This window comes from Streptomyces sp. KLMMK, from assembly GCF_036961605.1.
GTDB lineage: Bacteria > Actinomycetota > Actinomycetes > Streptomycetales > Streptomycetaceae > Streptomyces > Streptomyces telluris.
In genome coordinates, this window is the sequence record NZ_JBAMDC010000072.1 from 1 (window position 1) to 23,103 (window position 23,103).

At 71.8% G+C, this 23,103-nt stretch carries 23 protein-coding genes; 8 read left to right on the forward strand and 15 right to left on the reverse strand.

Features of this window, described 5'->3' with window-relative positions; all coding sequences use genetic code 11:
* The 4 genes from V7793_RS14195 to V7793_RS14210 all read right to left on the reverse strand — a co-directional run.
* Nucleotides 1-572: ROK family protein (locus V7793_RS14195; RefSeq protein WP_336006530.1), on the reverse strand; the 572-nt coding region annotated here is incomplete at its 3' end.
* 15 nt (nt 573-587) lie between these two features.
* Entirely contained in the window at nt 588-1,640 is a 1,053-nt protein-coding gene (locus V7793_RS14200) for an ROK family protein (RefSeq protein WP_336006533.1), read from the reverse strand.
* Nucleotides 1,641-1,681: 41 nt separating this feature from the next.
* The gene (locus tag V7793_RS14205) at nt 1,682-2,428 is read right to left on the reverse strand and encodes a hypothetical protein (RefSeq protein WP_336006536.1); all 747 of its coding nucleotides are present in this window, start codon (nt 2,426-2,428) and stop codon (nt 1,682-1,684) included.
* Nucleotides 2,415-3,233: an RNA polymerase sigma factor gene (locus V7793_RS14210; protein WP_336006540.1), complete on the reverse strand. Its 819-nt coding sequence runs from the start codon at nt 3,231-3,233 to the stop codon at nt 2,415-2,417. The genes V7793_RS14205 and V7793_RS14210 overlap by 14 nt, the downstream gene beginning before the upstream one ends.
* Here V7793_RS14210 and V7793_RS14215 point away from each other — a divergent pair.
* Together V7793_RS14215 and V7793_RS14220 are read left to right on the forward strand one after the other, a co-directional pair.
* A complete protein-coding gene (locus tag V7793_RS14215; RefSeq protein ID WP_336006604.1) occupies nt 3,171-3,383 on the forward strand; it encodes a hypothetical protein in 213 nt (70 codons plus the stop codon). The genes V7793_RS14210 and V7793_RS14215 overlap by 63 nt on opposite strands.
* 122 nt (nt 3,384-3,505) lie before the next feature.
* On the forward strand, nt 3,506-4,474 hold the full coding sequence (locus V7793_RS14220) for a PASTA domain-containing protein (protein ID WP_336006544.1): 969 nt from the start codon (nt 3,506-3,508) through the stop codon (nt 4,472-4,474).
* Nucleotides 4,475-4,549: 75 nt separating this feature from the next.
* Here the strand turns inward: V7793_RS14220 and V7793_RS14225 are convergent, their stop codons facing one another.
* The 5 genes from V7793_RS14225 to V7793_RS14245 all read right to left on the reverse strand — a co-directional run bounded on the left by V7793_RS14225 (nt 4,550) and on the right by V7793_RS14245 (nt 10,478).
* Nucleotides 4,550-5,146 (reverse strand): pyridoxamine 5'-phosphate oxidase family protein, encoded by a 597-nt coding sequence (locus tag V7793_RS14225; RefSeq protein ID WP_336006602.1) that lies wholly within the window; start codon nt 5,144-5,146, stop codon nt 4,550-4,552.
* A 79-nt stretch (nt 5,147-5,225) separates the two neighbouring features.
* Nucleotides 5,226-6,611 (reverse strand): globin domain-containing protein, encoded by a 1,386-nt coding sequence (locus tag V7793_RS14230; RefSeq protein WP_336006550.1) that lies wholly within the window; start codon nt 6,609-6,611, stop codon nt 5,226-5,228.
* A gap of 324 nt (nt 6,612-6,935) precedes the next feature.
* Nucleotides 6,936-7,436 (reverse strand): hypothetical protein, encoded by a 501-nt coding sequence (locus V7793_RS14235; RefSeq protein WP_336006553.1) that lies wholly within the window; start codon nt 7,434-7,436, stop codon nt 6,936-6,938.
* A 169-nt stretch (nt 7,437-7,605) separates the two neighbouring features.
* Nucleotides 7,606-9,012, reverse strand: coding sequence for an MFS transporter (locus tag V7793_RS14240; protein WP_336006555.1), 1,407 nt, complete (start codon nt 9,010-9,012; stop codon nt 7,606-7,608).
* Between the two features lie 50 nt (nt 9,013-9,062).
* A complete protein-coding gene (locus V7793_RS14245) occupies nt 9,063-10,478 on the reverse strand; it encodes an FAD-dependent monooxygenase (RefSeq protein ID WP_336006558.1) in 1,416 nt (471 codons plus the stop codon).
* Nucleotides 10,479-10,685: 207 nt separating this feature from the next.
* Between V7793_RS14245 and V7793_RS14250 the strand changes: the two genes are divergently transcribed.
* Nucleotides 10,686-11,537, forward strand: coding sequence for a hypothetical protein (locus tag V7793_RS14250; RefSeq protein ID WP_336006561.1), 852 nt, complete (start codon nt 10,686-10,688; stop codon nt 11,535-11,537).
* A gap of 27 nt (nt 11,538-11,564) precedes the next feature.
* The gene (locus V7793_RS14255; RefSeq protein ID WP_336006565.1) at nt 11,565-12,149 is read left to right on the forward strand and encodes a hypothetical protein; all 585 of its coding nucleotides are present in this window, start codon (nt 11,565-11,567) and stop codon (nt 12,147-12,149) included.
* 331 nt (nt 12,150-12,480) lie between these two features.
* On the opposite strand, the gene V7793_RS14260 is transcribed toward V7793_RS14255, so the two are convergent.
* Nucleotides 12,481-12,639 (reverse strand): hypothetical protein, encoded by a 159-nt coding sequence (locus V7793_RS14260; protein WP_336006570.1) that lies wholly within the window; start codon nt 12,637-12,639, stop codon nt 12,481-12,483.
* A 23-nt stretch (nt 12,640-12,662) separates the two neighbouring features.
* Nucleotides 12,663-12,839, reverse strand: a complete 177-nt coding sequence (locus V7793_RS14265; protein ID WP_336006573.1) for a hypothetical protein — start codon at nt 12,837-12,839, stop codon at nt 12,663-12,665.
* Between the two features lie 326 nt (nt 12,840-13,165).
* On the opposite strand from V7793_RS14265, the gene V7793_RS14270 reads away from it, so the two are divergent.
* Complete coding sequence (locus tag V7793_RS14270; protein ID WP_336006576.1) at nt 13,166-14,218, forward strand: alpha/beta fold hydrolase; 1,053 nt, start codon at nt 13,166-13,168, stop codon at nt 14,216-14,218.
* A gap of 477 nt (nt 14,219-14,695) precedes the next feature.
* Here V7793_RS14270 and V7793_RS14275 read toward each other — a convergent pair whose 3' ends face one another.
* Both V7793_RS14275 and V7793_RS14280 read right to left on the reverse strand, forming a co-directional pair.
* Nucleotides 14,696-15,205, reverse strand: coding sequence for an O-acetyl-ADP-ribose deacetylase (locus tag V7793_RS14275; RefSeq protein WP_336006581.1), 510 nt, complete (start codon nt 15,203-15,205; stop codon nt 14,696-14,698).
* Between the two features lie 70 nt (nt 15,206-15,275).
* Nucleotides 15,276-15,644 carry a hypothetical protein gene (locus V7793_RS14280; RefSeq protein WP_168096471.1) on the reverse strand — a complete coding sequence of 123 codons (369 nt, stop codon included), beginning with the start codon at nt 15,642-15,644 and terminating at the stop codon, nt 15,276-15,278.
* Between the two features lie 509 nt (nt 15,645-16,153).
* On the opposite strand from V7793_RS14280, the gene V7793_RS14285 reads away from it, so the two are divergent.
* Nucleotides 16,154-16,948 (forward strand): VOC family protein, encoded by a 795-nt coding sequence (locus V7793_RS14285; protein WP_336006586.1) that lies wholly within the window; start codon nt 16,154-16,156, stop codon nt 16,946-16,948.
* Nucleotides 16,949-17,059: 111 nt separating this feature from the next.
* Here the strand turns inward: V7793_RS14285 and V7793_RS14290 are convergent, their stop codons facing one another.
* Nucleotides 17,060-17,707, reverse strand: coding sequence for a 50S ribosomal protein L25/general stress protein Ctc (locus tag V7793_RS14290; RefSeq protein WP_336006589.1), 648 nt, complete (start codon nt 17,705-17,707; stop codon nt 17,060-17,062).
* Between the two features lie 284 nt (nt 17,708-17,991).
* Between V7793_RS14290 and V7793_RS14295 the strand changes: the two genes are divergently transcribed.
* Nucleotides 17,992-20,142, forward strand: coding sequence for a hypothetical protein (locus V7793_RS14295; RefSeq protein WP_336006592.1), 2,151 nt, complete (start codon nt 17,992-17,994; stop codon nt 20,140-20,142).
* A 10-nt stretch (nt 20,143-20,152) separates the two neighbouring features.
* Here the strand turns inward: V7793_RS14295 and V7793_RS14300 are convergent, their stop codons facing one another.
* Nucleotides 20,153-21,196 carry a TolB family protein gene (locus V7793_RS14300; protein ID WP_336006596.1) on the reverse strand — a complete coding sequence of 348 codons (1,044 nt, stop codon included), beginning with the start codon at nt 21,194-21,196 and terminating at the stop codon, nt 20,153-20,155.
* 175 nt (nt 21,197-21,371) lie between these two features.
* On the opposite strand from V7793_RS14300, the gene V7793_RS14305 reads away from it, so the two are divergent.
* The coding region (locus V7793_RS14305; protein WP_336006599.1) for an ABC transporter ATP-binding protein at nt 21,372-23,103 on the forward strand (1,732 nt) is incomplete at its 3' end.

A 23,103-nucleotide genomic window follows, 5' to 3' on the forward strand; every position in this document is an offset into this window, starting at 1 on the left:
CGCCCGGAGGCCAGGGGTTCGAGGCAGCCGACGACGCCGCAGCCGCAGCGCTCGGTGCCGTGCGGGTCGACGATCGTGTGCCCGAACTCCATGGCGATTCCGGTGCGGCCGCGGAAGAGGCGGTCCGCCAGGACGAGGCCGCCGCCGACGCCGGTGCCCACGGTGATGAACGCCATGTAGGCGGCGCTGTTCCCCTTGCGGTACTCCGCCCAGCAGGCGGCGTTGGCATCGTTGTCGACGAGGGCCGGCAGCCCGGTGGCCTCCTGGAGCAGGCGGCGCAGCGGCAGATCGCGGTAGGCGGTGTTGGGAGCGGTCCGGATGCGGCCTTCGGGCCAGTGGACGAGGCCCGCCGCTCCGGCACCGACGGCGGCGGTCCCGGGATGCCGGGCGTGCAGTTCTTCGACCAGGACGGAAACGGCCTTCAGGATGGCCGCCTGGTCCGAGGGGCACGGCACGGCCGGGACCCGTTCGACGATGCGGCCTCCCGCGTCGGCCACTCCTGCTGCGATCTTCGTGCCTCCGATGTCGAGTCCGATGGCGAGCCGGCCGTCGTCGTGGATCCGTGGGCGCATGGGGGACACTCCTACCTACCGGGGTCGGAGCCGGACGCCGAAACAACTCTGCAGCGCGATCAGCGCGGCGCCGTGCGCACCACGGACGGCATCCAGCGGCTTGGTGACGATGTGACAGTCCCTGCTGATGTGGAACGTGTGCGCGGGAAACTTCCTCATCGCGTGGAGGAAGGAGTTCGCCGCCCGGCGCCCCGGCCCGCCGCTGATGAGGTCCTCCGCCGCGTAGATCACCACATGGGCCGGGCCGAACGTGGTGAGCAAGGTGGCGATGCCACGGGCGATCGATGTCCCGGCCTTGCGGAATGCCGCCGCCGCCTGGCGCGCCTGCGGGTCCGTGCTGTCGGCGAGCGCGATCGCCGCCTCCAGCCCGTCCAGTTCCCGCCCGGTCAGCTCTTTGACCACGGCGGTCAGGGCCCGGTTCCCGACCTGGCTCTCGATGCACCCCCGCATGCCGCAATCGCAGATCCGGCCCCGCTGCCAGACCTGGAGGTGCCCGAACTCCATCGGGACGGAGATCCGTTCGCCCCGCACGACCATTCCGGCACCCACGCCGTCGCGGACGAGGACGACCCCGAACGTCGCGCTCGTGCTGCCCACGCCGAGGCTCTGCTCGTACGCCGCGAAGGCGTGCGCGTCGTTCTCCACCGACGTGGCGCAGCCCACCTTGAAGGCGAGCTCCGCGCCGAGGGGGACGTCCACCCACTCGTACGGCGGGGGCTTCTCGTGCCGGTGGTCGTCGGGGCCGTTGACGAGGTGGAGGACCGTTCCCGTGTCCGGATCGACGGGGCCGCCCACCTGGACCCCGACGCACACCCTTTCCCGGGGAAAGGCGCAGCCGAGTCTGTCGTCCATCAGACGCCCCGCCATCTCGGCCACGCGCTGCACCACCTCCGCCGGCTCCATGACCGTGAGGTGCCGACGGGTGCGGGCCATGACCACACCGTCGGCCCCGACGACGACCCCCGTGAGTTTGTACGGCTGGAGTTCGACGCCGACCGCGTAGTGCCCGTGGTCGAGCTCGCACGAACGCCGCAGCACCTGCCGCACTTTCCCGTCGTTCGCGTTCATGAGATGTCACCTGCGTCCGGTGGTGCGATCAGGAGAGGAGATCAGGAGAGGAGATCAGGCCATCGGTCCGGGGGCACTCCCTCCGGGTACCGCTGGGCCGCGGCGCGGATGGCGATGGGCGTCAAGGTGACGATCTCTTCGGTGCCGCCCGCCTCCTCGTCGTCTCCGGCCACGCGACGCAGCTCCCCGGCCTGCCCGGTGGTCGCGCAGTCCCACAGCACGCCCACCAGACCGGACGCGTCCGTGTCCTCGAACTCGTCGAAGGAGTCCTGCTCGGGCATGAGATGGCGGCTCCGGTCGACGTAGGGCAGGTGCCGGACGCACTCGGTGAGGAAAGCAGCCTTCAACTCCGGTACGGCGTCCCGCGGTTCCGGAACCGGCTGCTGCGCTCCCTCGCGGAAGCTGTTCAGCGCCCGCGCCGCCGTCTCCACCGCCAGCGCGTCGACGTCGTCCCGGTGGAGACGGACACCGGGGCGGCCCGCCGTCGCGACGGCCAGCAGCCAGAGGTGGACGACGTGATAGCCGTAGGCGGCCCAGGCGGCCTGGGACGCGAAGCCGGAGACGCCGGCCGTCCGTGCGGGGCCCGCGTCCGGTACCGCACCCGTCGCGGCCCCGACGAGCCGTTGCAGGCGCTCCTCCACCGCGGCCGGTGTGAGCCGGCTTTCGATGTCGGCCCGGACGGTCCGGAGAAAACGCTCGAAGGCCGGATGCACGCACGGCGCGGCATCTCCGGCGGCCTTCGGCCGGGCCCTGCGTGTTGCGAGACCCCGCTCATCACTTGCGGACACGCGGACCTCCTTCTTGTTCCTCGTAGTTGTCCAGCAGGCTGCGCAACGTGGCGATCGCGTGCCGCAGGTTGCTGCGGACGGTGCTCGCCTTCACGCCGAGGAGTTCAGCGGTTTCCTGCGCGGAGTACCCGTCCAGGTGCAGGGCCAGGACCTGTCCCTGCCGGGGCGGGAGACCGTGCAGGATCTCCAGCACCTTTGCGTGCTCGTCCGGTTCGGCGCGGTCCGGTGACGCCGTTGCCGACAGGCGCGCGCTCCGTGATTCCAGAGCGAGTCGCCTGCGATTGCGCTCGGCCTTCTTGCAATACGCGTGCCAGGCGACCGTCCGGACCCAGCCCGCGGGGCTCTTGCACCCCGGCCATGTGCGCAGGAGCTCCTGCATGGCGTCCTGCGCCGCGTCCTCGGCTTCCTCATAGGTCGCCCCGGCTCTCATCAGGCTGTGCACGACTCGTGGGTACTCCACCCTGAAGAAAGCGGCGAAAACCGGCAACTCAGGGGGTACGGCCCCGTGATCTCCTCGGGGGCTCACGCAGCCACCTCCTCCGGGTCGTTTCACACCCTTATAGGTCCCTGAGAAGGCGATGGCGTGCAAAGGACGCCGGGGCCGCTCTTCGGCAGCCGTCGGCCACGGGACTTGCACGGGACGGGTGTTACACGGGACGGGACTTGCACGGGACGGGACTTGCACGGGACGGGCGCTTTCCGCCCCTTCTTCGATAACAGCCCCGATGGAGGAGAGGCCCCCATGAGCCGCCGCACCGGCACGCAGCACCCCGACGGCACCGGCCCCGCCGGCCCGAAGCGCCACCCGAGCCCCACGGAGGTCGTGGCGCTCGTCAACGGCGCGACGGCGAGCCTCGGGAGCACCTACCTGCTGACGTCCTCGGCCCTGATCACCGTGCTGGCCGGAGTGCTCGCGGCGGCCATCGCGGCCCTGCACTTCGTCTCCGGCTCCTGAGCCCGGCAGGCCCCGAACCCCACGAGCCGCCCGAGCCCCCGTCCCCCGGGGCCGGGGCCGGCGACCGCTGCGGGCTGTGTACGATACGCCCGCACAATTGCACGAATTCGAAGGGCGTCGCCATGCCTGGCCCGCAGACCACCCCGGCACCGTCCGATCCCCCGCACGACCCGGAGGGCGCACCCCGGCAGCGCAAGCCCTGGTCGAAGCGCCGGAAGGCCGCGACGGCGGTCGCCGCCGTGGCCGTACTGGGCGCCGTCATGCCCGACCTGCAGAAGGACAGTGCGCAGGGCAGCGCGGCGGACGCGAAAGCGGCCGGGACGAAGCAGTCCCGCGGCGTGACGCCCGGCGCGGCGGCCGCCTCCGCCAGGACGCGCACCGCGGAGCCGACGCGACCGCCGGCCGCCGATTACCGCGGCCAGAATCTGGACGTCGCCTATGGAAAGGCCCGGAAGGCCGGTTTCATCGTGAACTCCCACGATGCGTCCGAGAAGAACAAGTTCATCCGGGGCCGTACGACGTGGACCGTCTGCTTCCAGGAGGCCGGCCCGCCGCTCGGCATGAAGCCCGTGCTCGACTTCGGCGTCGTGCCGAAGGACGCCCCGTGCCCGAAGACGGACGGGCAGCCCATACCGTGGCCCACGATGCCCGAGCTGGTGTGGAAGACGTGGCGGACGGCCCGGGCGGAGGTCGTCGCCCTGGGGGTCCCCGCCGGCCGCATCGAGGCGCGCAAGGCGTACCGCAACGACAAGCTGCCCGACGAAGGCGAGTACGACGACTGGCGGGTGTGCGCGCACGACCCGGCCGAGGGCGCGAAGGTCGAGAGCGGCGCACGGGTGACGCTCTACCTGTCGTCCAAGGACAACGGCTGCCCGGAGCCCGACCGGGGAACCGGCACGTCCGTGGACCTGCCGGACCGGGACGGCGACCGCGATCCGGACTACCGCGACCCCTTCCCCGGCGACCGCGACCGCAACACCGCCTTCCCCGACGGGATTCCCCGCCTGGGCGACTCCGGCGGCTCCGGCGGCTCGTCCGGCGGTTCCCACGGCGGCGGCCGGATCATCTGCCGCCACACCCGTTTGTGCTGACGGCCGGCGGGCGGCGGAGCCGCTCACCGGAACCCGGCGAAGACGCCGGCTGCACGGCGCGGGCCCCCACGTGCCTCAGTAGGCCGCGCGGGGCCGGGTGAAGTAGTCCGAGTCCTTGGGGCGGGAGACGTCGCGGCCGGCGGGACGGGGCGCCGGCACCAGGTGGGGTATGTACTTGGAGCAGTGGATATAGGCCTCCTCGACGGTGAGGTGCACCCACATTTCCGGACTGCGGCCGGGTGCGACGTCGGTGGGCAGGCCGGGGCGGAGGCGGCGGAGATCGCTGTCGTGGTACAGGTGGGCGACGCCGTTGACGTGGAGCCCCACATGGTGGTGGGTGAAGTCCACGAAGAGCATGCCGAGGTGAGGGTTCTCGACCATGTTGCCCGCGCTGGCCAGCACACCGTTGCCGCGGAATTCGGGATAGGCGAGGGTCTGGGCGTCGATCACGTGGACGAAGCCCGGCGGCCCCGCCCGGAAGCTGGCGTCGCACTCCCCGTGGGAGTCCGCGGTGGCCAGGAAGACCATGGCCTGGCGCCCGATGAATTCCTGCATCTCCGGCGTGAGATGGCGACGCACCTGCTGGTCGTAGAACCGGGCGGCGCGGTCCGCGGTGCCCATGTGCTGCTGCAGCTGGTGTTCACCCGCTGATCCGAAGGGCGGCGGAGGCATGGTCACGAAGGGGTCTCCTGGCGGGTGACAGGTCGGATGCGGAGGGGAGGCACGGCTCGGGGAGCGGACCGGACGGGAGTCAGGGGACGGACAGGACGGGAGTCTCGAAGGGGTCGTGGTGGATGCGGCCGGGCCGGGTGCCGCTGAGGGTGAGCATCTCCTTGGCGGAGGCGACCATCGGGGCCGGGCCGCTGAGGAAGACGTCGTGCTCGTACCAGGGCCCGTAGTCGGCCAGGACGTCGGGGAGGGAGCCGCGGATCCCGGGAATGTACTCGTCGGAGACCGCGCCCTTGATGGTCAGCCAGTGGTGCCGCTGGGCCATCCTCAGCATGTCGTCGACCCCGTACAGCTCGGCCCCGGTCCGGGCACCGACGAACACGTGGACCTGCCGGTATCCCCCTCGGCGGGCGACCTCTTCGATGAGCGCGCGGACCGGGGCGAGACCGGTGCCCCCGGCCACGAAGACCAGTTCGTCCTGGTCGGCCGCGTCCAGGACCATGTCACCCATCGGGGGGCCGAGCCGGATGACGTCGCCCACCACCGCCCGGTGCACCAGCGCCTCGCTGACCGAGCCGCCGGGCACGGCGCGCACGTGAAAGGTGAGAGTGCCGTCCTCGCGGGGCGCGTTGGCGACGGAGTAGTAGCGCCAGCGTTTCGGCCACCACGGAGTCTCGATGCTCACGTACTGGCCTGCGGCGTACTCGTAGGGCATCTGGGGACGTACGGTGATCTCGGCGATGCCGTGGCCGCGCGAGACGCGGTGCACGACCGTCGCGGGCCATACGGCGGGCCGTATCGCCTCGTCCTCCTCGGCCGCACTGATCATGACCTGCGCGACCGTGCCGTACGCCTTCGTCCAGGCGGCGGCGATCTCCGGGGTCCACGCGGAACCGGCGTACCGGGCCAGCGTGGCGAGGAGGCATTCGCCCACGGCCGGGAAATGCGCGGCCTGCGTACCGAACTTGCGGTGATCGCGGCCGAGGTGTCCGCAGAAACGGACGAGGTTCTCGGGGTCGTCGACCAGATCCACGATGCGCAGCAGCGCGCGCAGGAGGCGGTCGCGCTGGGTGTCCATCCCGTCCGGGAACATCGAGCGGACTTCGGGGTAACGGGCGAACAGGACTGCGTAGAAGTAGACCGTGATTTCCCCCGCGTGGGGCTCGACCACCGAAAGGGACGTCCTGATGAGGGATATCTCGTGGTCGGACAAGGGCGCTTCGACGGCCGCCGGCTCTTCGGCGGGCTCGGCCTGGACGCCGTGGTCGGCGTCTACGGCGTGGCCAGCATGGACACCATGGCCGGCATGGACGCCGTGACCGGCGTGGACCGGCTCGGGGTACTCCTGGTATTCCGAGTACTGCGGGTACTCCGAGTAATCCGGGTATTCCTGGTACTGCGGGTACTCCCGGTACTCCGGGGCCGGGCGTGTGGGCGTGCTGCTCGGGCGACCGATCCGGAATCTCAACTGTCCAGGACCTCCTCGGTGAATCTCCGTCGGCAGCAGGAGGCGGCGTGGAAGGCGAACGGGGCCGGCATGGGTCCTCATCGGGGTGTGGAGCGAAAGAAGCGGACTAGCCGCTTCCGGATGCCCCCCGATCCTTAGGGAGCTTCACGAGGTGCGGAAGAGCCGCATCCACTAGAAGTCGGCGAGACTTCTTGTGGGATTGTGCTGACCGAATCCGATCGGTGTGATGACTTGAAGGTACATATCGAACGGCCCCCGGCGGCATCGGCGCCGATCGCCGCACCGGCGCGCACCGGCGAAAGGTGCGCCCGTGTCCCGGTGTGATCACGAACGCGCGCTCCGGCCCTTTTGCAGGTGCTCGCTCCTGTCCTCCGGCCATTGGACGATCCGCAGGTCATGACGTTCGCCGGTCAGGTCGTCGAGCTGGGGCGGACCCGCCATGCCGGTGACGTTGACCTCGGTGAGCCGGCCGCCGATGACGTCGATGCCGGCCAGGTACAGCCCGTCGGCGCGCAGGCTCGGTCCGATGCGTTCCGCGATCCGCAGGTCGTTCTCGTCGAGGTCGGTGGCGAGCACCGTGCCGCCGGCGGTCATGTTGGCACGGAAGTCCCCGCCGGAAGGGCGGGGTCCCCCGCGACCACGGCCAGGACGCCCGGCCCTTGAAGCCGGACAGGGGCTTGAACACTGCGCCGTGGGCAGGCGCAGGGTGGGGTCCGAGCGCAGGATCCGCTGGTGCAGCGCGGCGAATTCGGCGCCGGGGGCGCCTTCCGCGGGCGGCAGGTGGCCGAGTTCGGTGCAGAGGTAGCGCCGGGTGTCCTCGTACACGCCCAGGGCCTAGGCCTGGCGGCCGGAACGGTACAGCGCCGGCATCTGCACCGCGCGCAGCCGCCGGCTCGCCGGGTGTTCCATGACCAGGGCGCCCGCCTCGGCCACGGGCAGTCCGGCCCGCGACCGGTCGTAACGGGTGGGAGGGCCGTTCGCCGCGCACGCCTCGTTACCGTTGCCTCCTCCGTTCGTGTCGCCGCCCGGTGAGTACGAAAGCCGAGGCAGCAGTGAGCAAACCCAGGAGAGAAAGCGCTAGTTGAGTGCCCAGTGTCGTGCCGAGCGCGTCGCAGGTCGATGCCCCGCAGGCGTGGGGAGGATGCCCGGCCAGGGCGAGCGCGGCTCCTGCCGCCGCCGGCCCCGTCGCGCCACCGAGCATGGCGAAGGTTGTCGCCGTTGCCGCCGCTTGCGCGGTGCGGTGTGACGTGCGGCTGCGGCTGCGGCTGACGACGGTCATGGCGGAGCCGTTGGCCAGGCCCAGGCCGCTCCCCACGAAGGCGCATGCGCCGCTGAGCAGCCACAGGGGCGTGGGATGCCGCTGTCCGGAGCCACTGATGAGCATGCCGGCCGCGATGCACAGAAGCCCGGTACGCATGAGCCGTGTGCCGTCTCGGTGTTCACCGGTCCGCTTGGCGGCCAGGCGGGCGGTGAGGACGGCGGGGGCTGCGGCAGGCAGGGCGATGAGCGCCGCCGAGAGCGGGCTCAGACCGTATACGCGGGTGAGGGTGAAGTAGGTGAGGAACGTGAAGGCGGAGTTCGCGCCGAAGAGCGCCGGCAGGACGAGCAGCGCTCGGCGCGTGACGGCCTGCCGCAGCAGCCCGGCGTCCAGGGCGCCCTGAGGGGCACGTCGCGTCCGGAGGACGAGAAGGCCGATCAGTGTGACGGTCAGCAGCCCGGTCGATGCCTGCGCCGGTGCGGAAGCGGTGACCGTCGGAGCGGTCAGCGTGATCAGCACAGTAATGGCGACCGCAGTGCACAAGGTGATTCCGGCGATGTCCATGGGGTGCCGGGGCGGCGTCGTCGAGGGTCCGGGTTCGCCGAGTGCGTGAAGGGCGCAGCCCGCACTGATGGCCGCGAGGAGGGTGAGGGCGCCGAAGACCGCCCTCCAGCCGATCAGGCTGGTGAGCAGGCCACCCAGTACCGGCCCGAGGCAGGAGGCTGCCGCGGCGGTGGAGACCCATCCCGCAACGGCATGCGGCTCGTTTTCCGTTCTCCGGCGCAGGGTGAGCAGAAGGGCGAGGCTGACGGGAGAGAGGGCAGCACCACCGGCGCCCTGGACCAGTCGGGCCGCAATGAGGACGGCGGCGGCGGTGGCTGCAGCGGCCAGCAGGCTTGCTGCGGCGAAGGTGGCCAGGGCGACGAGCAGGATGCGGCGCGCACCGTACTGATCGGCGAAGTGGCCCACAGCCAGTTGCAGGGGACCGCAGGCGAGTTGATAAGCGGCAGCGAACCACTGGCTCTGGGCAGGCGCCATCTCCAGGTCGGCCGCGACCGCGGGCACGGCCGCCGTGACCGAGGCGATGGCGAGCGCCCCGCAGAGCAGCGCCGCGTAGCAGGCGAAGGGGGCGAGGCACGGCACGCGGCCGGGCACCGCTGTCCGGGCCCGGTCGTCGTCAGGTGGGCCGGGACTCACAGGTAGTGGCCGTCCGGACGGACGATGCACGGCTGCCGAAAGGCCGCGGACCGAACGGTCACCATGGGCAGCGTGATGCCCGGTGCTCGAGCGTCCGGCGTGCCTCGGACGGGGGTCAGGTGCACGTGATGGCCTGCCCTGAGGGCCTCGAACAGCCTTCTGGGGGCGGTGGTCGCCGTGGTCAGCAGCGGCACGTCAGGGGCTGCCGCGCCGCTCCGGATGCGCGTGCCGCGCCGCGTGGCGCTCCCTGGCAGGCCGGCCAGGCGCGCCGCGAGGCGTCGTCGCGGGAGGGGCGGGCGAAGGGCGGTCAGGACGGCGGCGCGCAGCGCGTGGCCCCAGGGCGAGGGCAGCGCGTTGAAGTGGAGCATGGCGGCGGTGAGCCGCATGACGTGGGTGGCGGAGCGGCGCCGTTCCTCGGCGTAGGCGTCCAGCAGCGCCTCGTGGCGAGGATCGGTGACCGATGCGGCGAGGCGCCACCCCAGGCTCATGGCGTCGGCCAGGCCGGTGTTGAGGCCCTGGCCGCCGGTGGGCGGGTGGACGTGGGCGGCATCACCCACGAGCACGACGCGGTGGCCCCGGTACCGGGCCGCGTGGCGGTGCTCGCAGCGATAGCGGCTGAGCCACTCGACCTCGCGCAGCGCGAGCTCACGGCCCGCGATCCGGCACAGCATCTCCTGGACCCAGGAGGCATCAGGGGCGTCGGCCTGTGCGTCGTAGGCCTCGGGGCAACGGTAGGGGTAGAGGATGACGCGCCAGCGCCCGTCGCCGAACGGCAGGAGCAGCACCATGCCGTCCAGCCCCCAGCGGCTCCAGGGCTGCTGCGGATCGAAGTCGAGCCGCGCGTCGACCGAGATGACGTCATAGGGGTGCACGGTGCGCGACGCGGCTATGCCCGACAGCCGGCGCACAACACTCCGGGCGCCGTCGCATCCGGCGATGTAGGCGGCACGTATTCGCCGCACGTGCCCCGAACGCCGGACGGTCAGCTCGGCGCTTCCCTCGTCCTGCCGCATTCCGATGACTTCCGTCCCGCGCGCGATGAGTGCGCCGTTTTTGAGGGCGTACTCCTCCAGCAGCGCTGTGGTCCGGTGCTGAGGAAGAGCGAGAGCATACGGAAATGAGCTGTTCAGTGCGGCGAAAGGCGCGATCGCCCCTTCGGCACCGAGGGGGTAGTGCCAGTAGCGGTGGCCGTGGGCGACGAATGGCTCGGCGATTCCGCGCATGTCGAGGAATTCCAGGGTCCGGGAATGCAGGACAAGTGCACGTGTCGCCTGCGGCGGCCGGACGTCCTGTTCGAGCACGACACAGCTGATACCCCGAAGGCCCAGTTCCCCGGCCAGCTGCAAACCGACGGGCCCGCCTCCGACCACGGCGACCTGAATCGCATCGGGCAAGGGCGTGACGTCGGCCATACGGTGAATTCCTTCGTCCGTCCTCCCGTTGACCGGTCCAGGCTGGCATCCGGCACCGCACGTGTCCAGACCGGCTCGGCCCGGGCCGACCAGATCACCGCCGGTAGGATTTTCCTAATTTCATGTGGCCCATTGACCGCCCGAGCGGCTCCTGCCAAGGTGACCGCGGCACGTTCGCGCACGCCTCGTCCAGCCGAACGGAGAACGATGGGCCATTCCATCGGCGATCACGCCTACGGCGAATGCGGAATCGAATTCCTCCTCGTGGACCGGTCCGGGCCGCAGCAGCGGGTACGCCGGTTCCGGGCAGACGTCCGCCTGCTGATGGGCCACCCCGAGGTCTACCGGGACGGAGACAACACCCGCCTGATCCCCGTGAGTTCGATCAGCAACTCCGTACTGGCACTCGGTACCCAGCACACGACGTCAGAGCCGGAGACCTATGCGTTCGCGATTGCCGAGCACTTCCTCACCGCCGACCGGTGCGTCCTGACCGCCGATGTGCACCTGACCTCCTCCGAGTTCACCCCGCTCCCGTCCGACCGGCCGACGTCCACAGCCCAGCACTTCTCCGCACTCACCCGCCACCAGGATCACACACACCTCACACTCCCCCGCCATGGCGAACCCGTCGTACGCAGCAGCCTGCTGAACATGGAACTCTTCGCGACCGGCGGCGCGACGTTCACTGGCTTCGCCCGCAACGCCTACACCACCACGCAGACCCTCACCGACCGGGTCTTCGGCGCCCGGATGAACGTGACCTGGCGGCACTCCGGGACGGACACCAACCACGGCAAGTGCCGTGCCCGTGCCGAACAGGCCGTCGTCAAGGCCTTCAGCGAGCACACCAGCCGCTCCAGCCAGCACACCTTCCACCACCTGGGCACCGCCGTGCTGGACGCCTGCCCGGGGGTCGCGGAGGTCCGCGTCGAGGGGGCCCACCTGACCCGCAGCCTGGTGGACCTGGCCTCCTTCGGAGTCGGTAACGAAGGCCGCGTCTACACGGCGGCGGACCACCAGCAGAGCACCGTCACCGTCAGCATCCACCGCACCTGAGAACCAGGGACCGAGGAAGGGGACCACGTGAACACCACAGGACCGCGCAAAGCCCGCAGACTTGCCGCGGCGGTCGCCATCATGGCGGCGGCGCTCACGCCCACGACGCAGACGGCCCATGCCGACGACGAGCCGGCCGGCGCTCTTCTGGTGTGCGCCGGCACCGTAGCCGCCTCCTACTCACCGGGGCTCATCTTCGCGCCGAAGGTCACCTCCGTCACGTCCCGGGCGGTCGTCGGATGCCCTCTCTCGACGGACAGCAGGTTCACCTCCGCGACCTTCGGCGGAGACTCCGCCGGCACCTTGTCCTGCCTCCTGGGCCCCGCGAGCGGCACCCTTACGTTCCACTGGGGCGACGGCAAGGGAAAGGGGAAGGCGTCCCCCCACCACGGCGACACGACGTCGACCGCCTCGATCCGTAGCCTGGCAGCCGTACGCCCGAACGGAAACATCGTCACCGTGAGCAGGGGAACCATCACCGACGGCGCGTTCAAGGGAGCGTCAGTCGTCACCGAGGTAACCCTGCTCGCCTCCCATCAAGCCGCCTGCCTGACCCCCCAGGGCCTCACCTCCGCCTCCGGCCCCACCACAGTGATCATCACCCGGGTCTGAGACGGCTTCGTCCTCGTTTTCGTCCCGGCCCACAACGCCACCATGCCTCATTCAACCCAGGATGAGCCACCGCCGCGGGCTCGCCGCTACGTGGGGTCCAGTCGCCGGCTCCGCATCGTGGCGGCCACCGTCGCCTCGCACAGGCGGTGAGCGAGAAGGGCCACGGCCGGCTCCCGGGCCGCGGTGCCCGGCCGTTCGGCGTCCTGCCGCGCCAGCGCATCCCATGGTGACCGTGTTCCGCAGGAAGGCGGCGAGATTTCCTTCGCCGAGCACCTCCGCTGCAAGGTGGAAGCCGTCCGCGCGGGCATCGCCTCCAGGAGGCCGAAAGGGGTCAGCTCAGGCGGCGGTCCGGGCTCGTGAGCCTGAACCGGGCAATGTTCTCCTCGGTGGTCCACCGATGGAAGCCGGCCTTCTCCAGCACGCGGACCGAGTACCCGATCTCGACCGTTCTCTCCCCGGGCGGCCAGAACAGGCCGAGCGAGCCGACCACCAGGCCGCTGTCATGCTCGATGATCAGACGGTGGGGCCGTGCTCGCCGAGCCAGGCGGGGTACCGGCCGAAGGTGCCTGCGATGACACGGTCGCCTTCGGCGGGGAAGCCGTCCGCCCGATCGGCCGACCCGGTATCGCCGAGGACGGCCGTAGCCTCGGCCATGGTCCAGGGCCGGAGAACGAGGCGGTCGGTGGTCAACTGAACGCGGGCTGGTGAAGCGGAGAAAGTCACGTGTCACTTCCGCACTGGCCGGCGTATCCGGCCGCAGCCAGTTGCTCACATCAACGGCCGGAACGAGCCAGCCGTCCACCGAGCGCATCTCTCCTCCAACAACCAGTGATAAACCACTAGTTCGGGCGACTGGTAGGGCAGACCTGTGGCCAGCATGCTTCTGTCTTCGGCTCAGGTCGGCAGCCTTCGGCTGCCGTACTGCGGAATGTGGAGGCACGTTGAGACTCCCCCGACTTCGAAAAGCCGTCCGAGCGCGGTTTGCTCTCGGGCTGGCCGCGCTGCTGGCGGTGTGCGTGCCCAGCGGGGCAGCGCAGGCAGCGTCGGCCTCGTGCCAGGGCGCCGACGTCCCCGTCACCGGTGTGGTGTCGGCGGTGATGCACGGCACCCTGTGCGTGCCCGCGGGTGGTACGGCCGACACGGCGATGGTGCTGGTGCCCGGCGCGACGTACAACCACACCTACTGGGACTTCCCGTACCAGCCCGAGACGTACAACTTCCGCCAGGCCATGAACCGTGCCGGCTACGCCACCTTCGTCGTGGACCGGCTCGGAACCGGCGCGAGCTCACGCCCGCCCAGCGCCCTGCTCACCGCGTCCGTCCAGGCCGGGGCCGTGCACCAGGTGATCCAGGCCCTGCGCGGCGGGCGGATCGGCGGCACGGACTTCCACAAGGTCATCCTCGGCGGCCATTCGCTCGGCTCCCTGATCAGCGTCCTCGAAGCGGGCACCTACAACGACGCGGACGCCGTGGTGCTCACAGGCATCACCCACCGGATCGTCGTCCCGCAAGTCGTCAACATCTTCGTCTCGTCCTTCCACCCCGCGGCCCTGGACCCGGCATTCGCCGGAAAACCCTACGACCCGGGGTATCTGACCACGAGGCCCGGCACCCGGGGCCCCGACTTCTACGCCCCCGCGACCACCGACCCGGCGGTGCTCGCCACGGATGAGGCCACCAAGGACGTGTTCAGCCCCACGGAGGCGGCCGACGGTCTCGGCGTGGCCGGACTCCTGCCGTACTCCCGCCGGATCCAGCGCCCGGTCCTGGTGGCCGTCGGCGACCAGGACCACTTCTTCTGCGACTCCCGGAGTGGCAACTGTGCCGGCTCGGCGGCGCTCAAGGCCCAGGAGGACCCGTACTTCGGACCTGCGGCCTGCCTGTCCACATACGTTCAGCCCGGGGCGGGCCACGACCTGAACCTGGCCACCAACACCGTCCCGTACCAACGGGCGGTACGGCAGTGGGCCGACACGTTCGTCGGAGCGGGTCCCGGACCGGTCACGCCGCCCGCGAAGGCCTGTGGCCAGGGCCGCATCGCGAAGACCGAACCTGACCGGCACCGGTGATCACCACTGGCCACCGCCCGGCCACGTAATGTCCGAAAGCGGAGTGCCGGGCACCCGGCCCGGTCGCCGGGCGCGGAGGGAGCCCGGCACATCCTGCGCCGTGAAGCACAGAGTCGCTGCGATGCCGCAGCGAAGTCCCGTACGCCGTTCGCCGACGGACTTCCTTCCCCACCTCGGAGCCGCTCGGATCGTCCGGAGCGCGATGCGCGCACCGTCATCGAACGGCCAGCCGTGGACTCGATGGTGGTCGACATCGCCGCGCTGGGTATTCGTAGCCGCGGTCTCCCAGCAGCGAGTCCGGGCGTTTTCGCAGACGTCCGACCGGCCCCGCCGAGGCGGCCGTCGACCAGGCCCTGGGGTTGCACGCCCTCGGCGGCTTCGCTACCCCGATACCGCAGCCTCAAGACGTGGTGGCATCCCAGCGGCTGCGTAAGGGGCTCGGGCTGGGCAAACACTCTCAACGGGGGGGGGAGCACATCAGCTCACCTGCGAGGCGAATGCCTCGTACGCCTTCTCGTCGAAGAGCACGAAGCGGACTTCCTCGACGGACGTCTCCGTCCGCCTCACCGTCTCGACCGCGATGCGGGCCGCGTCCTCGATCGGCCAGCGGTAGACGCCCGTCGAGATGGCGGGGAAGGCGACCGTCTTCGCGCCCAGTTCGTCCGCGACGCGGAGGGACTCGCGGTGACAGGACGCCAGCAGGTCCGAGCGGTCCTCCTCCTGCGAGAACACCGGGCCCACCGTGTGGATCACCCAGTCCGCGGGGAGGTCGCCCGCCGTGGTGGCCACGGCCCGGCCGGTGGGGAGGCCCTTGCCGTAGTGGGAGGCGCGCAGGTCGCGGCAGGCGCTGAGGATCGCGGGGCCGCCCGCGCGGTGGATGGCGCCGTCGACGCCGCCTCCCCCGAGGAGCGAGGAGTTCGCCGCGTTGACGACGGCGTCGACGTGCTGCTGGGTGATGTTTCCCCGGACAAAGGTGATCGTGACCATGGGACCCATCCTCCCGGACCGTACCGGAAGGCGGGAGCGGCCCGGCCCGGCCCGCTCCCGCCCGCGTGCGTCAGATCGGGTACTGCACGCTGCGCACCGGCGGATTCGTCAGGTGACGGCCCGCGCCGAGGGTGCCCGCGCGCCGCGTGCAGTGGCGGTCGGTGAAGTAGACCAGGGTGCGGCTGGTGCCGTTGGAGAGCCGGCGGATCTTGGCCCGGTTCTCGGTGAGCAGGCTGTAGCACTTGCCGTCCTGCGGGTCCTTCTCCCGCCTGCTCACGGCCTCGCGGAGGCAGGCCACCCCGGTGATGCCGGTGCCCGCTTTGCAGCGGGAGTAGTCCACTGTCAGCGTGCCGTTCGCGGCGTGCGCCTCGGGTGAGGCGGCGAGGGTGGTGAGCAGCAGGGCGGACACAGCGGTGCCCAGGGCGCGGCGGATACGCACGGGAGTCCTTTCGTGGTGACGGGACGGTGCCTCCAGATATCCACGGCCGTTGATCCATCCGGCGGAATCACTCGCCGGTGGGCGCGGCATTGCGTCACGCCGACGAGACGGGAACACCTGCACGACCGGGTGCGCGTCACTTGCGCGGCGCTCCCTGCCCAGCGCTTCCCCCCTCGTGTTCCGGGAGGTCCCGTGTCCGCTCCTCGGTCGCGGCCGCAGCCCCGGCCGCTGCGCCTGTGCGACCGGCTTCGTCAACGCCCGGCACTGAGAGCGGCGTTCGCAGGGCCCGCAGGACGGGGCCGGGCTCCGGCATTACTGCACCGGCGTCCGCTCGGGCCGCCGACCGCCCCGCATCGCGCCGGGCCGCGACCCCGTACGCCGGTGGGCCTTGGCCACGGCGTCGCGCGGGGCCCCCGCCGCGGTGGAAGACTGAGACGCGTCGGGGGAGGCCGTGCGCCGCGCCCGCGGCGCCGGGCCCCTCACACGTATCCGTCGAAGGGGCACCCACCATGCTCAGCACAGATTTCGTGACCGGATCACCCAACTGGCTCGACCTCGGCAGCCCGGACACGGCCGGGTCCGCCGAGTTCTACGGCCGGGTCTTCGGCTGGGACGTGCAGTCCGCCGGGCCCGACGCGGGCGGCTACGCCTTCTTCCAGCAGGACGGCAAGAGCGTCGCGGCGCTCGGTCCGCTGACCGAAGAGGGAGCGAGCCCGGCGTGGACGGTGTACTTCCAGACCCCCGACGCCGATGCCACCGCCAAGGCGGCCGAGCAGGCGGGCGGCAGGGTGCGGGTCCCGCCGGCCGACGTGATGGACGCCGGCCGGCTGGCCTGTCTCACCGACCCGGGCGGCGCGGAGTTCTCCCTCTGGCAGCCGGGTGCCGTCAAGGGCCTGGAGAGGGTGTGCGAGCCCGGCACCCTGCTCTGGGTCGAGCTCCACACCGCGGACCCGGCGGCGGCCGCGGCCTTCTACCGCTCCCTCTTCGGGTGGGGCGCGGAGGAGAAGGAGTTCAGCACCGGCATGTACACACTGATTTCCACGGCGGGCAGCAGCGGGCCCGACGCGCCGTTCGGCGGTATCGCGCCCGCGCCGGGTGAGGGGGACGGTGAGAGCAGGGAGTCCCGCTGGATCCCGTACTTCCTGGTGACGGACACCGACGCGACCGTCGCGAAGGCGCAGGAGAGCGGCGGATCGGTGGTCGCACCGGCCACGGACGTACCGGACGTGGGCCGGATCGCCTGGCTGACCGACCAGTTCGGGGCGGCCTTCGGCGTCATCACGCCCCTGCCGCGCGAGGTCTGACGCACGGTCCGCGGCGGGCGGCTCCCTTCCGCCGCGGACCCGTTCCCCTTCCCGCTCCCGGGCCGGGGCCGGTGCCGAGGCGGGCCCGGGGCCGGAACAGGAGCCGGCGGCTCAGCTGCTGCTCTCGCCCTCGGGTGCGGCCTCCCCCTCCTCGGCCCCCTCGGCGGCGGCCGCCGCCTCCTCGCCTTCCTCTTCCTCCTCCTCTTCCTCCTCGGGCTCGGTCTGCGCCGCGACGATCTGCAGGACGGCGTCCTCGCCGTCCACGGCGAGGCTGGTGCCGCGCGGCAGCGGGATGTCCTTGGCGTGGATGGTGTGGCCGGCCTCCAGGCCTTCGATGGAGATCGTGACGCCCTCCGGGATGTGCGTGGCCTCGGCCTCGACCGGGAGGGCGTTGAGGATGTACTCCAGCAGGTTGCCGCCGGGCGCGAGCTCGCCCTCGGTGTGGATCGGGATGTCCACGGTGACCTTCTCGCCCTTCTTGACGATCAGCAGGTCAACGTGGGTGAGGAAGCCGCGCAGGGCCTCCCGCTGGACGGCCTTGGGGATGACGAGTTCCTTCTTGCCGTCGATGTCCAGGCGGATCAGTACGTTCGGAGTCCTCAAGGCGAGCAGCAGGGCGTGCCCGTCCAGCGCCACGTGCCGCGGCTCGGAGCCGTGCCCGTAGATGACCCCGGGGACCTTGTCGTCCCTGCGGATGCGACGGGCGGCACCCTTGCCGAACTCGGTGCGCGTCTCGGCGGTCAGCTTCACTTCAGCCATGCCTGCACTCCTCGCGGTTCAGTCGTCTGGAGACTCTGTTAACCGCCTGCCGGAGGGGTGCCGCCCCGGCTACTCCGTACGGGAGCGATATCGGGCCAATTTCCATCTGATGGCAGATGCGCGCCCCCGATGGCGGACGGGCACCCGGACGAGCGCCCGGGCGGGCACGCCTTAACCGGAATCCGTCCGCCGGCGCGGAGGTGATCGGGCAGACTTTGCGGGCACCGTGCAGACCCCGCCACACCGCCGTGAAGTCGTGAAGTCGTGAATGCGAGGGGACACCCATGAGCGGAATGCGAAGATTCAGCCGGAGAGCCCTGTTACGGACGGGCCTGGGAGTGAGCGGCGGCGCGCTGGCCTCCCAGCTCCTCCCCCGCCTCCCCGGCCCCTCCGGCCCGGGCGCCGAGCCCGCCTGGGCGCCGGCCGCGGCCCGGCAGGGGCTCTTCCCCGAGTGGAGCCGCTTCGCCAGGCTGGCCGACGGCACGTTCGACGAGGACGCCGATCCGCTGCGCGACATGAAGCCGGTGATCACCGCGCTCAAGGCGCAGAACGTCAATGTGATCGAGCTCGACACGATCCTGTCGAACTGGCTGACGCCCGCGGAGTTCACCGAGCACATGGGCAAGGTCAAGAGCTTCACGGAGCTGGCGCACGCCGCCGGGATCCGCGTCGTCATGTACTACCCGTCGCTGGAGCTCATCAGCGTCGGCGGCGAGAAGGGCCCGTCCTTCTACAAGGACGGCGAGGGCAAGTCCTGGGTGCAGCGCTCCCTCGACGGCAAGCCCAACGTCTTCTACGGCAGCCTGGTCGTCTGGGTCGACCCGGGGGACGAGAGCTGCTGGCTCAGCCCCAACTCCCCCTGGCGCGACTACTACCTCGGCCGCATCAAGGCCCTCGCCGCCACGGGCGTGGACGCGATCTGGCCGGACGTGCCGATCTACTTCGACGGCGCCATGAGCTGGTGCGACGGCTCCACCTGGGCGGCGGACGCCTTCAAGGCGGACACCGGCCTCGCCCTCCCGGCCAAGGACGACTTCACGAGCCTGCCCTTCCGCCGCTACGTGGAATGGCGCCACCGCAACCTCAACCAGTGGCAGCTCGACATCGCCGCCGCCGGCCGCTCGGTCAACCCCGGCCTGGTGACCTTCGTCGAGACGGTCAGCATGGACTACCAGTACGCCACGCTGGTCGGCCTCGACGGGGCGTACCTGCGCAAGGCGGAGGGCGTGAGCCACGTCTGGGAGGTGGACATCCTCGGCAACTACGACGGGATGCGCCACGCCACGGCGACCGACTGGACCTGCCTGATCTCGATGTACAAGTACGCGCGGGCCGCGAGCGGGGCGAAGCCCGCGTGGGCGTTCTCCTACGGCTGGAAGGCCGACGACGCGTCGCTGGTGATGGCCGAGCTGCTGGCGGCCGGCTGCAATCCGTACGAGGTCAAGAGCCCGTTCAAGGACGTGAGCACCGACAAGGCGATGCGCACCCGCATGTACGCCTTCGTCGCGGCCAACCAGGAGAAGCTCTACAACGCCGTGCCCGCGGCCGAGGTCGGCGTCTACCACTCCTCCGCCTCCCGGGACTTCGTCAGCCCCGCCGCCGGTACGGGGATGTACGCCAACACCAAGGTGCCCTCCGGGGTCACGGACTGGTGGGCCGGGGGCAGCGCCGAGGAGAGCTGCGCCGAGCAGGCGTGGCTGGGCGAGTTCCGCGGCACGGTCAAGGCGCTGGTGTACGCCCACGTCCCCTTCGCGACCGTCACGAGCCCGCAGCTGGAGGCCGCCGACCTGGCCCCGTACCGCGTGCTGATGCTGCCGAATCTGCAGGCCGTCTCGGACGGCGAGGCCGCGATCCTGCGGGAGTACGTGGCGGGCGGCGGGACGGTCGTGATCACCGGTCCGGCGCCCACCGCCCTCGACGGCCTGGGCACGGCCCGCAGCGAGTACGCACTGGCCGACGTGCTGGGGTTCCGCAAGGGCGACCCGCTGCCCGCCACCAAGCAGAATCGATTCGGCTCCGGTACGTGCTGGTACGTCAAGAACCTGGCCGGCCTCAGCTACCTCACCGGCACCGACCAGGCGAGCGCCGACCGGATCCTGGCTCCCGTCCTCGCGGCCGCGCCGCCCTCGGTGCGGCTCGCCGGCGACCGCCGCATCCACATGGAGGTGAGCCGGCTCGGCGACGACACCGTCGTCCAGCTGGTCAACTTCACCTGCTTCGGTGACGCCCCGGCCGCCTTCAAGACCACGCCGGCCGCCTGCTCCGTCGCCCTGGAGCTGCCCGCGGGCAAGCGGGTGCTGTCCGCCACGGTGAGCTCCCCGGACGGTGCCTCGCCGGCCCCGCAGCCGGTCGCCTGGCAGGTGGCGGGCACCACCGCCACGGTGTCCCTGACCGTCGGCCAGTACTCCCTGCTGACGGTCACCACCACCGCCTGAGCCCCCGGGGCTACGGCCCGTCCGTTCCGGGGGCGGGGATCCGCCACAGTGCCGTCGGCCGGTCCTCGTCCCCCGGGTGGGACTCGAAAGCGATCCACCGCCCGTCCGGCGACCAGCTCGGCGCGCCGTCGTAGGAGCCGTCGTTCCTGGTCACCCGGACGGGGCGGCCGCCGTCCACCGGGACCACGAAGATCTGGGGCACCTCCAGGCCGCCGGCGGTGGAGGAGAAGACCACCTGCCGGCCGTCGGGCGACCAGCTGGGGTCGGTGTGCTCACCGGCGGCGCCGGTGAGCCGCCGCAGGCCGCTGCCGTCGGCGTTCATCACGAACAGCGCCCAGTCGTGGCCGCCGCGCTCGCGCCGCTGGAAGACCAGGCGGTCGCCCTTGGGCGACCAGTTGGGCTGGCGGTTGTCCGTGCCGGTGGCGGGGCCGTCCAGGAGCCGGGTCCGTCCGCTGCCGTCCCGTCTGACCTTCCACAGGGAGCCGAGCACGCTGCCGCCGTCCGCCGGTTCCGCCCCTTCCTCCTCCGTCCCGCTCTCCCGGCTCTCCTGGAACACGATCCACGCGCCGTCCGGCGAGAAGCTGGGCTCCAGATAGCCGGAGTCGCCGCCGTGCCGGGTGACCCGGGCGGGCCGGCCGCCCGGCGGCATCACCCACACCTCGTCCCGCCCGCCCTCCCGGTCCGAGGCGAAGGTCACCCCGGCCGAGGGGTGCCAGCTGGAGCCGGGCAGGTTCACGGCCGCCCGGTCGGTCTCGTCGAGCAGCGTGCCGGGACGGCTCTGCGCGCCGCCGCGCAGGGAGAGCACGCGCAGCGCGGCGGCGCCCTCGTTGTATCCGCCCGCGAAGAGCGTGAAGAGGACGGAACCGCCGTCCGGCGAGAAGGCCGGGTTCTGCGCGCTCGTGTGCCCCTTGCCGCGGTAGAGCAACTCCGCGCCGTCGGCGCGCGCTCCCGCCCGGGCGTCGGACGGCCCCGGGGGCCGCTGCCCCTCGGAACTGCTGCAGGCCGTCAGGGCGAGGGCGGCCACGACTGCTGCGGCGTACAGGCGACTGCGCACCCGGCCGACGTTAGTGGAGCCGCTGCGCGCCGGAGGCCGGAACGGCGGAAGCCGGGGCCCGTCCTGCGCCTACGCATTCCGCAGTCACTTCGCCGCACGGCAGCGCGCCGGATTGCCCGCCGCGGCGGGCTGCGGCGACCATGAGGGCGGCTGACGCCGTCCGCTGGGAGCGCTGATGAAGGACCCGTCCACGGCGAACCGCCACATGCTGTGGTTCTTCCGCGGGTTCGGCACCCCGCACCGGCGGCTGCTCGCCCTCGGGGTCGGCATGCGGCTGTGCGAGATGGCCGCCGACCTGGTGACGCCGTGGCCGGTCGCCGCCGTCGTGGACCGGGTGCTGGGCGCGGACGGCTCGCACAACCCCCTCGGCTCGCTGCTCGACGCCTTCGGGCGGGACGCGACGGCCATGCTCACCACGGCCGCCGCGCTCGTGGTGCTGGTGGCCCTGGTGTCCGCGGTGTTCGACTACGCGGGCGACCGGACCATGAACGGCGTGGGCGAGCGGATGAGCGTGGCGATCCGCTGCGAGACCTTCGCCCACCTGCAGCGCCTGCCGCTCAGCTACCACGACCGGCAGACCGTGGGCGAGTCCACGAGCCGGGTGATCACCGACTGCGGGAACATCAAGGACAGCCTCGTCGCGTTCTGTTCGGTGCTCTTCCCCGGCGTCCTCTCCGTCACGGGCTACGCGGCCGCGCTGCTCCTGCTCGACTGGCGGTTCGGCCTGATCGGGGTGGCTGCCATCCCCCTGGTCCTGCTCCTCGGCGTCCGCAACCGGCGGCGCGGCCGGCTCGCCGCCCGGCGGCGCAGGGAGGCGGAGGGCGAGCTGACCGGGCTGGTAGCCGAGGCCCTGCAGGGCATCCGGACGGTGCACGCCTTCGGCCGCCACCAGGCGCACGACCGGGAGTTCGCGGCGCGGAGCCGGGGGTTGCTCGACGCGGGGCTGGAGGCCGCCGACGTCCAGGCCCGCCGGGCGCCGCTGCTGGAGTCGGCGACGGCGGTCGGCACGGCGGCCCTGCTGTGGGTGGGCGGCGTGGGGGTGCTGCGCGGGTGGTGGAGCACCGGCCACCTCGTGGTCGCGCTCAGCTATCTGACGGGCATGGTGGCTCCGCTGCGGGCCCTGTCCAAGCTCTCCGGAACGTTCGCGCAGGGCCGCGCCTCGGCCGGGCGCATCGCCGAGATCCTCCGGGAGCCGTGCCCGTTGCGGCGGCCGCCGCGGGCCGTTCCCCCGGGCCTGTCCGCCCGCGCGAGCGGCCGCATCGACTTCGAGGGGGTGTCGATGCGCTACGGGGACCGTCCCGCGCTGCACCGCCTCGACCTCAGCATCGGCGCGGGCGAGCGGATCGCGCTGACCGGCCCCAACGGTGCGGGCAAGTCGACCGCGCTCGCGCTGGTCGCGGGCCTGTACCGGCCCACGTGCGGCACGGTGCGCATCGACGGGACGGCGACGGGCGACCTGCCGGAGGAGTGGCTGCGCCGCCAGGTCACGGCCGTGCTCCAGGAGACGTTCCTGTTCGCCGGGACCATCGCCGACAACATCCGCTACTCACGGCCGGACGCGGGACCGCACGAGGTGCGGGCGGCCGCCGAGGCGGCGCTGGTCACGGCGTTCACCGACGGCTTCCCCGACGGCCTCGGCACCCGGCTCGGCGACTGCGGCGGCGGGCTGTCGGGCGGGCAGCGCCAGCGGGTGGGGATCGCCCGCGCCCTGCTGGCCGATGCGCCGATCGTGCTGCTGGACGAGCCGACGTCGGGGCTCGACGCGGAGGCGGAGCGGCTGGTGGTGGCCGCCCTGGGCCGGCTGGCCGCGCACCGGACGGTGGTCATGGTCACGCACCGGCCCGCGCTGCTGGAGACGGCGACGGGGGTGGTGGCGCTGGCCGCGGACGAGGTGCACGAGCGGGCGC

Excerpts from the sequence above, each read along its gene's own strand:
- V7793_RS14200 (WP_336006533.1), bottom strand. The coding sequence starts at position 1,640 with ATGAACGCGAACGACGGGAAAGTGCGGCAGGTGCTGCGGCGTTCGTGC.
- V7793_RS14290 (WP_336006589.1), bottom strand. The coding sequence starts at position 17,707 with ATGGCTGAAGTGAAGCTGACCGCCGAGACGCGCACCGAGTTCGGCAAG.
- V7793_RS14275 (WP_336006581.1), bottom strand. The coding sequence starts at position 15,205 with ATGGTCACGATCACCTTTGTCCGGGGAAACATCACCCAGCAGCACGTC.
- V7793_RS14215 (WP_336006604.1), top strand. The coding sequence starts at position 3,171 with ATGAGCCGCCGCACCGGCACGCAGCACCCCGACGGCACCGGCCCCGCC.
- V7793_RS14245 (WP_336006558.1), bottom strand. The coding sequence starts at position 10,478 with ATGGCCGACGTCACGCCCTTGCCCGATGCGATTCAGGTCGCCGTGGTC.
- V7793_RS14285 (WP_336006586.1), top strand. The coding sequence starts at position 16,154 with ATGCTCAGCACAGATTTCGTGACCGGATCACCCAACTGGCTCGACCTC.
- V7793_RS14220 (WP_336006544.1), top strand. The coding sequence starts at position 3,506 with ATGCCTGGCCCGCAGACCACCCCGGCACCGTCCGATCCCCCGCACGAC.
- V7793_RS14250 (WP_336006561.1), top strand. The coding sequence starts at position 10,686 with ATGGGCCATTCCATCGGCGATCACGCCTACGGCGAATGCGGAATCGAA.
- V7793_RS14225 (WP_336006602.1), bottom strand. The coding sequence starts at position 5,146 with ATGCCTCCGCCGCCCTTCGGATCAGCGGGTGAACACCAGCTGCAGCAG.
- V7793_RS14295 (WP_336006592.1), top strand. The coding sequence starts at position 17,992 with ATGAGCGGAATGCGAAGATTCAGCCGGAGAGCCCTGTTACGGACGGGC.